Annotated in this window: 15 protein-coding genes; 7 read left to right on the top strand and 8 right to left on the bottom strand. The window is 49.5% G+C overall.

Annotated features, from left to right (window positions below):
* Positions 1-2 precede the first annotated feature (2 nt).
* From MHH48_RS09190 to MHH48_RS09205, 4 genes are all read right to left on the bottom strand, one after another.
* Complete coding sequence (locus MHH48_RS09190) at positions 3-1,340, bottom strand: sugar ABC transporter substrate-binding protein (protein WP_076320530.1); 1,338 nt, start codon at positions 1,338-1,340, stop codon at positions 3-5.
* A gap of 100 nt (positions 1,341-1,440) precedes the next feature.
* Positions 1,441-2,334 (bottom strand): carbohydrate ABC transporter permease, encoded by an 894-nt coding sequence (locus MHH48_RS09195; RefSeq protein WP_076320531.1) that lies wholly within the window; start codon positions 2,332-2,334, stop codon positions 1,441-1,443.
* Between the two features lie 14 nt (positions 2,335-2,348).
* A complete protein-coding gene (locus MHH48_RS09200) occupies positions 2,349-3,239 on the bottom strand; it encodes a sugar ABC transporter permease (RefSeq protein ID WP_071222856.1) in 891 nt (296 codons plus the stop codon).
* Positions 3,226-4,557, bottom strand: a complete 1,332-nt coding sequence (locus MHH48_RS09205; RefSeq protein ID WP_076320532.1) for a glycoside hydrolase family 125 protein — start codon at positions 4,555-4,557, stop codon at positions 3,226-3,228. The genes MHH48_RS09200 and MHH48_RS09205 overlap by 14 nt, the downstream gene beginning before the upstream one ends.
* Positions 4,558-5,149: 592 nt before the next feature.
* On the opposite strand from MHH48_RS09205, the gene sigK reads away from it, so the two are divergent.
* Complete coding sequence (sigK, locus tag MHH48_RS09210; protein ID WP_076320533.1) at positions 5,150-5,851, top strand: RNA polymerase sporulation sigma factor SigK; 702 nt, start codon at positions 5,150-5,152, stop codon at positions 5,849-5,851.
* 105 nt (positions 5,852-5,956) lie between these two features.
* Here the strand turns inward: sigK and MHH48_RS09215 are convergent, their stop codons facing one another.
* The 3 genes from MHH48_RS09215 to MHH48_RS09225 all read right to left on the bottom strand — a co-directional run bounded on the left by MHH48_RS09215 (position 5,957) and on the right by MHH48_RS09225 (position 7,824).
* On the bottom strand, positions 5,957-6,229 hold the full coding sequence (locus MHH48_RS09215) for a hypothetical protein (RefSeq protein WP_076320534.1): 273 nt from the start codon (positions 6,227-6,229) through the stop codon (positions 5,957-5,959).
* Positions 6,230-6,541: 312 nt separating this feature from the next.
* Entirely contained in the window at positions 6,542-6,820 is a 279-nt protein-coding gene (locus MHH48_RS09220; protein ID WP_076320535.1) for a hypothetical protein, read from the bottom strand.
* Positions 6,821-6,987: 167 nt separating this feature from the next.
* On the bottom strand, positions 6,988-7,824 hold the full coding sequence (locus tag MHH48_RS09225; protein WP_076320536.1) for a sugar phosphate isomerase/epimerase family protein: 837 nt from the start codon (positions 7,822-7,824) through the stop codon (positions 6,988-6,990).
* A gap of 297 nt (positions 7,825-8,121) precedes the next feature.
* Between MHH48_RS09225 and MHH48_RS09230 the strand changes: the two genes are divergently transcribed.
* From MHH48_RS09230 to MHH48_RS09245, 4 genes are all read left to right on the top strand, one after another.
* Positions 8,122-9,087, top strand: a complete 966-nt coding sequence (locus tag MHH48_RS09230) for an alpha/beta fold hydrolase (protein WP_076320537.1) — start codon at positions 8,122-8,124, stop codon at positions 9,085-9,087.
* 389 nt (positions 9,088-9,476) lie between these two features.
* Entirely contained in the window at positions 9,477-9,731 is a 255-nt protein-coding gene (locus MHH48_RS09235; RefSeq protein WP_256720412.1) for a Na-translocating system protein MpsC family protein, read from the top strand.
* A 440-nt stretch (positions 9,732-10,171) separates the two neighbouring features.
* Positions 10,172-10,423, top strand: a complete 252-nt coding sequence (locus MHH48_RS09240) for an isochorismatase family protein (RefSeq protein WP_256720375.1) — start codon at positions 10,172-10,174, stop codon at positions 10,421-10,423.
* Positions 10,424-10,521: 98 nt separating this feature from the next.
* Positions 10,522-11,925 carry an MFS transporter gene (locus MHH48_RS09245; protein ID WP_076320538.1) on the top strand — a complete coding sequence of 468 codons (1,404 nt, stop codon included), beginning with the start codon at positions 10,522-10,524 and terminating at the stop codon, positions 11,923-11,925.
* Positions 11,926-11,998: 73 nt separating this feature from the next.
* Here MHH48_RS09245 and MHH48_RS09250 read toward each other — a convergent pair whose 3' ends face one another.
* The gene (locus MHH48_RS09250) at positions 11,999-13,072 is read right to left on the bottom strand and encodes a M42 family metallopeptidase (RefSeq protein WP_076320539.1); all 1,074 of its coding nucleotides are present in this window, start codon (positions 13,070-13,072) and stop codon (positions 11,999-12,001) included.
* Between the two features lie 151 nt (positions 13,073-13,223).
* Here MHH48_RS09250 and MHH48_RS09255 point away from each other — a divergent pair, with 151 nt between their 5' ends.
* Positions 13,224-13,385, top strand: a complete 162-nt coding sequence (locus MHH48_RS09255; RefSeq protein ID WP_179090563.1) for a hypothetical protein — start codon at positions 13,224-13,226, stop codon at positions 13,383-13,385.
* A gap of 242 nt (positions 13,386-13,627) precedes the next feature.
* The gene (gene spoVAC, locus MHH48_RS09260; RefSeq protein ID WP_076320540.1) at positions 13,628-14,116 is read left to right on the top strand and encodes a stage V sporulation protein AC; all 489 of its coding nucleotides are present in this window, start codon (positions 13,628-13,630) and stop codon (positions 14,114-14,116) included.
* The last annotated feature ends 5 nt before the right edge of the window (positions 14,117-14,121 follow it).

Genomic DNA, 14,121 nt, shown 5'->3' on the forward strand with positions numbered 1-14,121 from the left:
TACTACTTGCCGGTCGTAATCACTTTGTTGATTTTTTCGGCCATCACATCCAGTTCGGTGATCGGGGCTTTGCCCATCAGAATGTTTTTCCATGATGCTTCAATGAACGGGTACGCTTTGCCTGCCCATGTCGACAGGAAACGAACCGGCTGCGTATTCTGGGATTTCAGGATATGATCAAGTCCTTCGCCCACTTCAGGATGTCCGGCCGTTTTCAGCGCTTCGTAATAAGCTGCGGAAGATGCTTGATAGGCTGCGGGAGCCACCGGGGTTGAAGGGAGAACTTCCTCGTACATTTTGGAATCCAGATACTTGAGCACTTTCCATACCGCTTCCGGATTTTTGAGCGTTGCCGGACTGGACCAGCCTACGGCGTCATAAATCTCGGTCTGGCTGTTTACCACGGGCATCGGCACGTAACCCCATTCCAATTCCTTCGGAGCCGTACGGATCAAATCATCGGCTACCCATTGCCCCTGCAGGGTCATCGGGACTTTACCTTGTTTGAACGAACTCATGGCATTCGTTAAATCAAAGGTAGGAGGATTCATGTAACCATTTGCAATGGCAGCCTTATATTTTTCGACGCCTTCCCTGAACGGGTCGCTGATTTCCACCTTCGTTGGATTGATGATGGCATCAGCGAAGGGAGCGCCGCCTGCGGAAACCGAATAGAGAGAGAGATGGAAGGGGTCAAGGGGGGCGTAATAACCAAATTGCTGCACGCCGCCCTGATTGCTCGAAAGTTTTTCCATCGCCGTGAAGAATTCATCATAGGTCCAGCCAATCTTCGGTTCCGGAAGACCTGCATCCTGGAATGATTTTTTATTGTAAAAAATGCCGTATGTGTTCAAAAGGCCCGGCAATCCGACCAACTTGCCTTCATAGTACCAGCTGTCTACCACGCCATCGTAAAAGCCTTCCATGAACGCTTTGTCCTGTGTTGCAAGTTCCGTCCAGTCATAGAGAAGTCCTTTGCCGGCATTATCGAGCAGCATGTCGTTACCGGTCATGAAGATGTCGGGCGCTTTCTTCGCCGTGATCATTCCGTTAATCTTGACACCGTAATTGTCCAATGGAGTAGGGATGAGCTTCACTTTGATGTCAGGGTTATCCTCTTCGAATTTTTTCATGGATGCCATGATTTTTTCGTTCATGGCCGCCGACTCCCAAGTAATCATCGTGACTTCGACGGGTTTCTTGGACCCGGCGTTATCTTCTCTGGATGGCGTGTTCCCAGGGCTCGCCGAACCGGAGCCTCCGCCGCAAGCGGCTAGCAAACTTGAAAATAACAGTAAAGTGATGATTCCACTGGCCCACCTTTTAACACCCTGTCTCATTGAAAGACCTCCCCAATGGTAAATTTAATGAACTGAACATCACATGGTTTTTACTTCAGTCAAGTTAGGATCGGCATCACCTCCCATACGGTTGGAAGCTTTACTTTAAACCCGCGGAATTCATGGAGCCGAGCCCCTGCATAAAAAACTTCTGGCCAAAGAAGAAGAGCAGCAGCATCGGCAGGATATAAATTAAATCCGCGGCCATGAACAGATTCCAGGCCGTCGCATAGGTGCCCGTATAGGTAGCCATCGCCAGCGACAACGTCCATTTGCTTGGATCGATAATATAGAGCAGAGGTTCCAAATATTGATTCCATGCCCCTTGGAACGCAAATATTACCATGGTCATGATGACCGGCATGGACATCGGCACCAATACCTTGAGCAGCACATAAAGGTCCGATGCTCCGTCAATTTTGGCAGCCTCGTCAAATGAAACGGAGATCGTTTTTATATACTGGACAAACAGGAACGAGAACGTGGCGTTTCCAAAAAAGGCGGGCACGATAATCGGCAGCCAGGAATCGTACCATCCAATGCTGGTGTACAGGTTAAACATAGGGATCATGCCTACAAATCCGGGAAGCATAAGGCTCCCTATAAAAAGCGAGAACCACAGTTTACGTCCCGGGAACTTCAGCCGTGCCAGCCCGTAGCCCACTAGAACTGAGCTTATAATCTGCCCGATCGTGCAGGTAATCGCGATAAACAGGGAGTTGCCAAACGTTTGCCAAAAGTTGATTTCCTTCGTACCGGTTACAAAATTGGACCAATGAAACTCCCGCGGAAACCATTCGGGCGGAATTTTGAACACGTCATTATTGCTCTTCAGCGCAATGGTAACCATCCACAAGAGGGGGAACAGCATCGCAATGGCGCCGATAGCCAATAGGACAAAACGAAAGGCATCAATCCAATTAAACCGTACTCTTCGCTTAACGCGTATGTCCGCTGCATTCAGATTTCCTTTGGGCCGTACTTCCGTTTGCATCACTTCTTACCCCCTTATTTGTCGCTTTCGTAATAAACGAACCGGTTGGAGTACCGGTAAGAAATTACGGTAAAGATCATGATGATGACGAACAGTACCCACACTTCTGCGATGGCATAACCAAACATTCTTCCATTGAAGGCGTCGGTATAGATTTTGTAATTCAGCAGGGAGGTGGAAAAGTTCGGGCCGCCTCCGGTCAACACCTGAACCTGGTTGAACGCCTGGAATGCGCCGATGATGCCGAGTATAAGCTGCAGGAACAGGATCGGGGTGATCATGGGCAGCGTAATGTTAAGCGACATCCGCCACCTGGAGGCGCCGTCGACTTCCGCCGCTTCATACATTTCCTGGGGAACCGACTGCAGACCGCTCAGAAAAATGATGACACTGGATCCGACCTGCCATAAACCGATTAACACAATGGATGGAAGCGCTGTCGTTTCGCTTGTCAACCAAGTGCCCGGCGGTAGTCCGAACTCTCTTAGCAGCGAATTCGCCAGACCATATTGCGGCTCATAAATAAATTGCCACAACGTGAGCGTGGCGATGGAGGGAACGACGACGGGAAGATAAAAGATCGTGCGGAACCATTTGATGCCGGTCAAGTTTTTGTTCAGCATCATGGCTAATAACAAGCCTAGGATCAGCGATAAAGGAACACTCAAGATCACGAAGTAAAACGTCGCTCGGATCGAAGGCCAAAAAGCGGGATCCTCGGTGAAGAGGTATCTAAAGTTCTCAAAGCCGACAAAACGGGGAGAATCGTACCCGCTCCATTCTGTCAAGGCGTAATACATGGACGACAACAGGGGGTAGGCGACAAAAACGCTGAAGCCGATAATGGACGGTAAAATGAACAGATATCCGATGACCCAGCCGCGAAGCTTCCTATTGGTTCCCATGGTGATCTCGATGACCTCCTCCAATATCATTCGCTTTGACCCGAATGCCGCAGTAATCCATAATCAGCTCGCAAAACATCATGTTAGCCCAGGAAAACCATGGGCGAGTATAACGGGCAGGATCGTCGACCAGAAATCCTTCATGCATCATGCCGGTGCCTGCATCGGTATCGGCCATCAGCCGTAGCAGTCGAAGTTTCTCTTCCCGATCCGTGGTCGTCAAGCCTTGAATCGCCAGCGCAATCGGCCAGATATAACGATCCGGCGTGTGGGGGCTTCCGACGCCTGCGGCGGCAGTGCCTTGATAATAGTACGGATTGGCGTGGCTCAGCACGAACCTACGGGTATTCTGGTAGACCGGGTCATCAGCGCTTGTATAACCCAAATACGGAATTGACAAAAGGCTGGGGACGTTGGCGTCATCCATCAGCAGATGGTTTCCTATCCCGTCCGTTTCATAGGCATATATTTTGCCATATTCGGGGTGATCGACCACGCCGTACGACTCAATGCCATGACGAATCTCAGCGGCAAGATTCTCCGCCTCCGCTTCCAACTTGGGATCGCGCAGGACATCACGGCAAATCTTCGCCAGATAACCGAGCACAACGACGGCGAACATATTGGACGGAATGAGGTATCCGTAGACGCAGGCGTCGTCGCTCGGGCGGAAGCCGGACCAGGTCATTCCTGTGTAAGCCACTTCCGCCCCTTTTCCACCGCGCGGCAGCGTGTCGCTTGGAGGACAATCGAAGCGTTCGAAGTAATACGGCGAATCGGTTTCGTGATGCTGCTCGGTTCGCCAGATGTCCAGAATGACCCTGGCAGCTGAATGGAACTTGTGATCCAGATGCGAGGTCCTACCGGTTTCTTTCCATAACAGGTAAGCAAGCTGGAGGGGATAGCATAACGAGTCGATCTCATATTTGCGCTCCCATAGCCATGGATTCATGGCGGTGCGGTCGTTCTGGTGGCCTTGACCGGAAGGCGAATCATTAAATGCATTGGCGTATGGATCAAGCAGGATGAATGCCGTTTGCCTGCGTACGAGCCCCTCGATCAAATCGGCCAGTTTCTCGTCTTGGCCCGCCGGAACGAGGAAGGGCCGGATTTGCGCAGCCGAATCCCTCAGCCACATGGCTGGAATATCGCCGGTAATGACAAAGGTGGTACCGTCGGGCTGCCGTTGAATGGTCGAACTCAGCGTGTTGTCCAGCATGCTCTTGAACATATGTCCGAGCTTCGGATAAGCTGAGGTGCCTTCGGTTATCGTGCAGTTCAAATCATGCAATACAGAAAAATAGTCCAATGTGTACATGGTAAGCTTCTCCCTTCCATTCTTCAGGGTGTTAATGGTTTTGTTAGGTCATTATATAAAACGCTTACATTTAATATAATTACATACCAATTTAATGTCAATATATTATATTAATAAAAATTATGGCTGTTATATTGTGTTGGTGTAGTGAATGGCGTGTCGATCATTCTGTGGTCCGTCGTTTTTATATTTGCCAAAGATGCTGTCTCTCGTTATGGGGCCAGATATGTTGGATCTTGAATGATTGATTTGAACAAAAAAGCTTGTCCTAGTTTAGGAATATACCGTTGCGACAATTTATCATTTATTACAGCATGTATTTATAACATGATATATTGGTATGTGGTGAAAGAATGGCCTTTAGTTGCGGTTGTCCATTGCTTAGTTGAGGAACCACTAAAATATCAAATGGTGTATCATTGCGGGCCGTCTTTTATGAATGGTCGGACAGATATCGGGAATTTAACGTTTTTACGAATCACTTTCCCACGTACAGGCACTTCTGGGCCGTTGCCTACATAGAATGAGAAGACCGAGAGACCGAGCGCGATAAGGGCCGGTTGCATTGTAACTTCGCAGGAGGTGTCCTAAAGTGCCTGGATTGTTTACCGCAATTGCTTTGTTCATAAAAGAGTTGACCCTGCTCGTTTCGTACGTGAAAAACAACGCGTTTCCCCAGCCTCTGACCGAGGAAGAGGAAGCTAAACATCTGAAGCAAATGGCCGAAGGCGATCCTCAATCGCGTAATAAACTAATTGAGCATAATCTTCGGCTGGTTGCGCACATTGTCAAAAAGTTCGATAACACCGGCGAGGATTTGGAAGATTTGATTTCCATCGGGACGATAGGACTCATCAAGGCGATTGAAAGCTTCAGGCCGAACAAAGGCACGAAGCTGGCGACATTTGCTGCCCGTTGTATAGAAAATGAGATACTGATGCATCTTCGTTCCTTGAAGAAGACACGAAAAGACGTATCCCTCCATGATCCGATTGGAACGGACAAAGAGGGGAATGAAATTACATTAATTGACATTTTAGGAACGGAAGCGGATGATATCGTGGATGCCGTGCAGTTAAAGATTGAGAAGAGCAAGATCTACCGGAACCTCGATATATTGGACGACCGGGAGAAGGAAGTTGTTATTGGTCGTTTTGGACTGGAAGCTGGCGGAGAAGAACGAACGCAGCGTGAGATCGCCAAGGAACTCGGCATATCGCGCAGCTATGTATCGCGGATAGAGAAGCGGGCGCTGATGAAGCTGTATCATGAGTTTTACAAGCAGAAACGTTAGGAAGAAAACTGAAACTGTGTCAACCACTGATGACCGAAACGGGAATGTCGATATAGAGCCACTAAAGCCACTTCCTGTGATGGAAGTGGCTTTCGCTCGCTTGATTTATGTAGTGTTCAGCTCGCTCGGCTTGTTGAGTGCACGCAACCCAAACCGCATAGGACTCTCGAATTTATACTGCTGCCATTGCAGCACGCGGCGAATGGCCATCGGCGCTATGATGCTGCCAATCATGCCGAGCAGATCGGATTGAAGTGCTTTTTGAGCGATGATGAAACCGCAAGACCCGCCGATAAATTCAATGGACATGTAGCGCTTTACGCTGGATAACGTGACAACATAAATCACGAATTTATCCTGCTCCTTGATGATGGGCATGATGTACTCCCCCCACTCCTTCACGTCTCTGTAATTACGGACAACGGATTTCTACCTTTCTTGGAATCGTACGACTCTCTCGCAAGAAAACCTCCGCTAAAAGCGGTCTGTCTTCTGAGTACTACGGCGTTAGACGTTTTTCATATGCCATCTTATGTATTTTTATAGGCTATTATGCTTTCCGAGCGTGGATACAAGCCCTGTTACGACAAAAACCAACCGTCTTGGCCATAGAAAAACTGCACCTCCAAATGTTAGATGGTGTCTAACAAGTGGGGTGCAGTTCACGATGGTTGGTTTTTTAGTTCGGCTCTACTCAGGTTTCCTTTGTCCCGGGTCTGCTTGAATGCTCTCGTCTTCACCGGGATACTCCCGTTCGATGCCCATGTGCAGGTTGCGATCCTCATAATCAAACCGATTCGGAGGCCGCTGATCCATGCGCCATGGGGTGCTCTTGCCAAGGGAATCGCTGCGGAGATCGGAACCGTAAGGTCCCTCGGGAAATTCCTCGGCCACCAGATCGTTCCGCTGTGACTCAACGGTGGATAGGTCCGTAAAGTTATCCCTTTCTTCCTTCTCAAATCCGTTCATTCCTGAGACCTCCCAAAAAGGTACTTAAGCTACCGTTCCAGTGTTCCCTGAACAGATGGAATCATTCCGTTATGTGACGTGGCTTCCCCACCGCGTGACATGGAGAGTTTGCCGGTCCTGAGTATCTGCCAGTCAGTTAACCGCTCTCAGCATGCATGGAACCTCTACTATAATCCTGCAGCACCGAATACGCTGTCAAAGGCTCGCCGTGATTTAGCGATCAATTCCTCAGGAGTCCCGGTCGGCGTGGAAGGTGTCAATACTTCTTGTGTAACTGGGCCTGCATAGCCGATATCGTTCAGAGCCTGAAGGAACCCCGGAAGATTAATTACGCCTTCACCCGGATAAAGCCGATCATTATCGAGAACATCCCTCACGGGTATGTCCTTGGCATCGTTAATGTGGACATGAATGATTTGTTCGGCGCGCAGCTGCCGGATATCCGCGACCGTCATCTCATTGGTGTACCAGTGATAGGCATCATATAGCAGCCCGACATTCGGTTCCCCGATGGCATCGATCCAATCCAAAGTCTCTTGTACTGTCCAGATAAACGGGTTCTTCCATTGGGTGCGCAGATGATGCGGGCCTACGAACTCCAGGGCTAATCGAATTCCATATGCCCCCAAAATGTTGGCGCAAGCCCGCAGCCTTGTGGTGGCCAGAGCCATGAAATGAGCTGCGGGTGCATCGGTGGAAGGAAGAATGTATGTACAGCAGCGAGTGCAGCCGAGGGCCTTGGCAGCTGCCGCTGCAGCCGGCAGTTTCTCGAGTCCGCTTAGGAACTGCTCGTCCGATCCCCTCCATTCCACGGGAAGACCGATTGCCCCAACTTCCAGTTGGCGGGATTGCAGCATATCGGCTGCCGCTCCCACGCCTAGGCGATCTACAAGACCTTTGGCATCGATATCGACGCATTGGAAATCATATTTGGCCGCGAGTTCGATAAACTGTAAATCGCTTTCAAGTTTTCCGAGTCCTGCGCTTGTTAAACCTTGCAGCATATTCATCGTCTCCATTCGCTATGAGATGTCGTATTGCTAGAGGCGGGTGTTTTATATCAACCCTTTGGTTTTTCATAGTTTCTATTATGATATGTTCCACTCTATAAATCTATGATCGCTTATTATTTTTTTAGAGAAAGATAACGATTGGAGCTGCGGCCTAATCGTTAATATGAAAGGGATTTGTAATAAAGCGGCATGAATTCTACTCTTTCGAAGGGGATTACGGACGTTATGCCGAAATAACCATGTTACACGAACGTTCATTATACTCGCGAAAAGGAGATTTAACTCAGAATGAATACCATTGAGCTGCGTAAAAAAGAGCTTGGCAACTTGTATCCGGAACCCACAATCAACGAGGAGGTTTTGAATCAATTTTGGGAGGAAGTGTTGAGGGCGTATAACCAAAAGCCGCTTCACATCGTTAGTCTACTGGAAGCGACGCCATATCCTCATATGGAAGTATCCAAGGTCACCTATCATGGTTATGATGATACGCCCATCCATGCTTGGTATATAGCTCCAGCTAAACATTCTTCAGACGAAAAAAACCGACCGTGTATCGTAACCTTTCCGGGTTATTCGGGAGACCGTGGATTTCCAGAGCGGTATGCTCACTGGCTAATGCTGGGTTATGCGGTGTTTGCCGTGGATGTCAGGGGACAGGGCGGGGAGACGGGGAATCTGCTGCCGCTGGATAGCGGCGTGGTTAAGGGCTGGGTGACGCAGGGGATTACGGATATTCGTCGCTCCTATTACATGGCAGTTGTTATGGATGCTGTGCGAGCGGTGGATGCTGCATCGCAGCAGCCAGGAGTGGATCCGAAAAAAATTGCCGTGGTTGGCGGCAGTCAGGGTGGCGGACTGTCTCTGCTTGCAGGGGCCTTGAATCCGAAGGTTGCGGCCATTGTGGCCGACATTCCCAACATGTGCAGGATGGATTACGGGATTCTGCATTCGGTCAGCTCGCTGAACGAAATCGCCCAATACATCAAGCGCTACCCGGAGCAATTGGATCAAATCCTGGAGCATCTCTCGTATTTTGACATGCTGAATCTGGCGCCGCGAATCCAGGTGCCGGTCATGGTATCCGTCGGCTGGAAGGATACGGTCTGCATGCCTGAAACCATATATGCAGCATACAACCGAATGAAATCGGCAAAAGAAATAAGAGACTATCCGTTCTCCGGCCATGAAGTCAATGAGCACCAGAAGCGGGAGGGCGTCTTGTTCTTGGAACGGATTTTTAACGGGGAATAGAACAAGGTGATAGATTTAGGGCGTGGGCACGGGGCCCGACGCTCGCTCAGGATTACTCTTTATTTAGGAAGAGGGCAGAAGTAAACGGAACCACACTCAAAAAAATGTTATGTTAATGTTATATAAACTAACACCAATTAAGTGTTTGTTATCTTTTTTGACGTAAATGTATTGACAACTACCCGAAATCACCTATAATTATACCCAAGGACAGAAAAACTCGATAAACACCCTATACCTACCCGGGTAAATGTGATATTAATTCACACAAATGGATGTTGAACCATGATGACAGCAGGCGAACTCAAACAGGATCTTTTGAGGGTTTACAACGCGATAAATAAGAAAATAAGCAGCAAAAAGTCGATTTCGTTGGCAACAAAATCATCATTGTATCGAGAAATAGTAGAGTCCCCGTCCTCAAACTGCTGGATGAGAATTACCCCCTCTCTACCCGGCAGTTGGACCACCTTTTATTCCAGGTGTTCAAGCAGGAGATTAAAGCTTCCCTGGAACAGCAGTTTCAATTTAAAATCATCTCCATTCTTAAAGACTATGATGCAGAGACCGAGTTTTCCGGTACCATCGTGTTTTTGGAGAAAGATGTAGAAGCATATCTGAACGACATGCCGGAACTCTTGTAGTAAGGGTTCAAAAAGTCAGGTTTTCAGCACCGAGAAGGTTGGATGAAGCTAGGGACTGAGGAGCGGAGCGTAGGCAAAACCTACGTGAGCACCGGAAGGCCCGGCTGAATTCAAGATTCGATGTCGATTAAGCTTCATGTGCTGCTACGTGATCAAAAGATGACTTTTTGAACAACCTCGAGTAGAGAGCGGGCCGATCGTCAGTTTGGTACCAAGGCACATACATGTGTGCGACTTGGGGCTGGACTGGCGATTTTTTGTTACATCTGCTTTTGAAAATACATGTTTGATGTATCATGAAATCAAAAAAGAGGAGGAAGGGGCATGACTCACAAAATTGAGATTTCGGGCGTCAGCAAGTGGTTTCGCAGAAACGGGGTAGAGATTGCGGCCATGAGGGAGACAAGCTTGGCGATCGAGGAAGGATCGAGACCCTGATCATGACGGGAGTCAGCACCAATGTATGCGTGGAATCAACGGCCCGCGACGGGTTTATGCTGGATTATTATATCGTGCTTGTAGCGGATGCTTGCGCATCGTATTCGCAAGCGGCTCATGACATGACGCTTGAGAATATTGAAGGCTATTTCGGGAAAGTTAGTGAAGTGGCGCAGATTATCGATATTTGGATGGATCAAATGCCTGAGGAACGGCTGCGGTCGATGTCGACCGCTCAGCCGGCTATCGGCTAGCTTGTCAGAACGTGGTTCAACCAGGGGAAGCTCTCCGCATGCGGGGGCTTTTTCTATGAACGGCACAGAAATTAATGAATAAAGCGGGTGAGTCCTGCATGAATAACAAATCAAGGATGATCGTCCAATATACCATTTGTTTAGGGGCATTTCTGTCCAATCTGTCGGCCGGCATGTTCAACATTGCGCTTGTTGATATAGCCAGAACATTCGATTCCACCATCCCTACGGCACAGTGGATTGTCACCGCCTATTTGCTCGTCATCTCCATACTACTTCCGGTCATGGGAAAGCTGGGGGATATGCTGGGCAGGCGGAAAATCCACAATATCGGCTATTTTGTGTTTATGGCAGGGGCGCTCTGCTGCGCCTTGTCACCTTCATTAAACGGACTGGTATCTTCGCGAATTCTGCAAGGCGTAGGAGCGGCCATGTATCAAGCCACCAATATGGCGCTGATCGTCTCGGTATTTCCGAAGGAGCAGCGAGGTAAAGCGCTCGGGCTTATCAGCACGTTTGTTGCTGCAGGCTCGATGGTCGGACCGAGCCTTGGCGGAATACTGATTCAGTGGTTTTCGTGGCGGAGCAATTTCTGGCTGCTGACGGCCATTTCCCTTATTGCATGGTTGTTCGCTCAGCGATTCATTCCGAAGGACGAACCGGAAAAAGGCGTAAGCCGATTGGATGTGCCGGGGGCTGCCTTGTTTGCGATATCCCTAACCGGACTGGTTACGGCCGTGAATATGGGGGCTCAGTGGGGTTGGGGTTCCTGGCAAGTTACGCTGTTGTTCATCGTATTCGGAGCGGGAGCTGCTGCATTCATCGGGTGGTGTCTATCTTCGCGGTGGGAACGAGGAGGGAAGGGGAAACTCCCGTTTATGAAGCTGGATCTGTTTCGGGATGAAGGCGTTAGCGTGGGAATCATCATCACCATCATTACCTATATGGCGGCTTTCTCCGCTCAGCTTGTGCTGCCCGTGTTTTTGCTGAGCGAGCTGGGCGTTGAACCTGCCACGGCAGGGCTGATCATGATGGGATATCCGTTGTCGCTGATCATATTCTCGCCACTGAGCGGGAGCCTGTCGGACAAGTTGGGGACATTTCCGTTATTGTCAGCCGGGCTGCTGGTCATGACGGCAGCGTTACTAGTGCTCGGTTTTGTATCGCCGGCATATCCGATCTTCTTCCTGATTCTGCTTATCGTCCTGCTCGGCGGTTCCATGGGCATCATTACGCCGCCGAACAATTCTCTCGTGATGGGCAGGACATCCAAAACGGACCTCGGCCTGATCAGCAGCATTTTGGCACTGTCACGAAATCTGGGGATGATGTTTGGTACGGCGGCGGGGGGTGCCATGCTGGCGCTCCCGAGCCAATTGGCAGGGGGGCTTTTAGGATTTCGCATGATATTTGTGCTGAATACGGTTCTGGTTGTTATTGTCTATTTAACGATGATCCTATCCTTTCGGTTCGCACGACATAAGGAGACATTATCTTCATAGGAATTAGCCGAAAAAAAGGGTATCCTACGGTCTTTTTGAGACCTGCAGGGTACCCTTTTCTTTCCTTATTAGCTTACGCCCGGTCCAGAATCGTCTGGAGTGTCGTGCGATCCAAACCTTTTACGAGCTTGATCAGAAGTTCTTTAGCAGCTTCATAGTCGTCCGTGTGGATGATGGACGAAGATGTGTGAATATAGCGGGAGCAAATCCCGATGATGGTGGACGGAACGCCGATGCCGCTAAGATGCACTTGGCCTGCGTCCGTGCCGCCCGGTGAGACAAAGTATTGGTATTTGATTTTGTTGGTCTCCGCCGTATCTTGAACGTATTCTACCATTCCGCGGTGAGTCAGCATCGTCGGATCGAAGATGCGAAGCAGTGCGCCTTGGCCCAATTGGCCGAACTGGCTCTTGTCCCCCATCATGTCGTTCGCTGCGCTGGCATCCAATCCGAAGAAAATATCCGGTTGAATCAGGTTGGCCGAAGTACGTGCTCCACGCAGTCCGAGCTCTTCCTGGACGGTTGCACCGGCGTAAACGGTGTTAGGCAGCTTCTCGCCATGGAGCGCCTGGACTAGCTCGATCGCCAGGCCGACGCCATAGCGGTTATCCCATGCTTTGGCCATGATTTTTTTCGGATTGGCGAGCGGCGTAAATTCACAGATCGGAACCACCTGCAATCCGGGACGAATGCCGAACGCTTCGGCTTCCGCCTTGTTGTCGGCACCGATATCGATATACATGGTCTTGATGTCGACCGGCTTGCTGCGCTGCGCTTCATCCAGCAGGTGTGTAGGGATGGAGCCGACAACCCCGACGACAGGACAGTTGTCTGTAATAATTTGCAGGCGCTGAGCAAGCACGGCCTGACTCCACCAGCCGCCGAGCGGCTGGAAACGGACCATACCCGCTTCGGTAATGCCGGTTACCATGAATCCGACTTCATCCATGTGACCGGCCACCATGACTTTTGGACCTTCATCGTTACCGCGAAGAACGGCGAACAGACTGCCCAGCCGATCCTGCACGAACTCATCTGTATATGGAGAGAGGGTATTCTTCAACCAGGAACGAAGTTCCCTCTCAAAGCCCGGTGCAGCCGGGAATTCCGTCAAAGTACGAAATAATTCCAGTGTTGATTCATTCATTACGAAATCGCTCCTTTAGAAAAGGTATGTAAGAGTTTTTCCTTTTCTAGTATGCCCCTATATATCTGAAAAGTCTACAAACCCGTGCCGCTAAGGCTACGTGATTTAAAAGCAAATGGAACAAGCACCCTGCATCCGGGAAAGGAATACGATGTTGAAACGAAGTGGAATTTTTGTTGTCCGAGGGAAGGAGCAGAGTATGAAGCACCATGGGATTGAGGTAAACGTCTATCATGCCGAAGTCAGAGAACTTCTGCTCATTATGGTTCTGTTCATCCTCCTCGTCATTTTGCTGAAATACATTCTTATATAATGACCGGCTCCAGCAATGATGGCAGGCGAATCTTATTTCAGCTTTCAGGGATACTCCTGGAGGCTGATTTTCGTGTGGGGAAATCTTGACGTTAGGACAAGCTGTGATTGCAAGTAAGAAGGATGATTTTCCAAACATAAAGGGAGTTCAATCAAAGCATAATGATATCGAGTGATATCCATAGTGGCTCTTTAGCGTTTATAGAGGATTCCATACTTAAATAAAAGCGGAGGTGTATTGAAATGTCAGGCTCTAACCAAAAGCCTAAGTCTGATATCACCACAATGAGCTCAGGGGAATATCAGGCGATTGCCAAAAAGCATGAACCTCCCCGCCCCATACTTAAAAATTGCCTGCGTGCGTTTTTGGTGGGAGGTCTCATCTGTTTGATCGGCCAATGCATTCAGAAGTTTTTTATGTCCGTATTCGACATGAGCACCACCGAAGCGAGCAATCCGACGGTAGCCGTGCTGATTATACTCTCCGTCATTCTGACCAGCTTCGGCGTGTATGACAAAATCGCGCAATGGGCGGGAGCAGGCAGCGCCGTGCCGGTTACGGGGTTTGCGAATTCCATGTGCTCCGCAGCGCTCGAGCACCGCGCGGAGGGTTTGGTACTGGGGGTCGGGGCCAGCATGTTTAAGCTGGCAGGATCAGTCATTGTATTTGGTACCGTCGCTGCGTTTATCATCGGTATCATTTACGCTATTTTTGGCATCGAGGGGAGGTAACGAGA

It is taken from the genome of Paenibacillus sp. FSL F4-0100 (genome assembly GCF_037993005.1).
In the GTDB taxonomy this organism is placed as follows: Bacteria; Bacillota; Bacilli; order Paenibacillales; family Paenibacillaceae; genus Paenibacillus_AQ.

Excerpts from the sequence above, each read along its gene's own strand:
- MHH48_RS09190 (WP_076320530.1), bottom strand. The coding sequence starts at position 1,340 with ATGAGACAGGGTGTTAAAAGGTGGGCCAGTGGAATCATCACTTTACTG.
- MHH48_RS09220 (WP_076320535.1), bottom strand. The coding sequence starts at position 6,820 with ATGAACGGATTTGAGAAGGAAGAAAGGGATAACTTTACGGACCTATCC.
- MHH48_RS09230 (WP_076320537.1), top strand. The coding sequence starts at position 8,122 with ATGAATACCATTGAGCTGCGTAAAAAAGAGCTTGGCAACTTGTATCCG.
- MHH48_RS09195 (WP_076320531.1), bottom strand. The coding sequence starts at position 2,334 with ATGCAAACGGAAGTACGGCCCAAAGGAAATCTGAATGCAGCGGACATA.
- MHH48_RS09205 (WP_076320532.1), bottom strand. The coding sequence starts at position 4,557 with ATGTACACATTGGACTATTTTTCTGTATTGCATGATTTGAACTGCACG.
- MHH48_RS09255 (WP_179090563.1), top strand. The coding sequence starts at position 13,224 with ATGTTGAAACGAAGTGGAATTTTTGTTGTCCGAGGGAAGGAGCAGAGT.
- MHH48_RS09215 (WP_076320534.1), bottom strand. The coding sequence starts at position 6,229 with ATGCCCATCATCAAGGAGCAGGATAAATTCGTGATTTATGTTGTCACG.
- MHH48_RS09245 (WP_076320538.1), top strand. The coding sequence starts at position 10,522 with ATGAATAACAAATCAAGGATGATCGTCCAATATACCATTTGTTTAGGG.
- MHH48_RS09200 (WP_071222856.1), bottom strand. The coding sequence starts at position 3,239 with ATGGGAACCAATAGGAAGCTTCGCGGCTGGGTCATCGGATATCTGTTC.
- spoVAC (WP_076320540.1), top strand. The coding sequence starts at position 13,628 with ATGTCAGGCTCTAACCAAAAGCCTAAGTCTGATATCACCACAATGAGC.
- MHH48_RS09240 (WP_256720375.1), top strand. The coding sequence starts at position 10,172 with ATGACGGGAGTCAGCACCAATGTATGCGTGGAATCAACGGCCCGCGAC.
- MHH48_RS09250 (WP_076320539.1), bottom strand. The coding sequence starts at position 13,072 with ATGAATGAATCAACACTGGAATTATTTCGTACTTTGACGGAATTCCCG.
- MHH48_RS09225 (WP_076320536.1), bottom strand. The coding sequence starts at position 7,824 with ATGCTGCAAGGTTTAACAAGCGCAGGACTCGGAAAACTTGAAAGCGAT.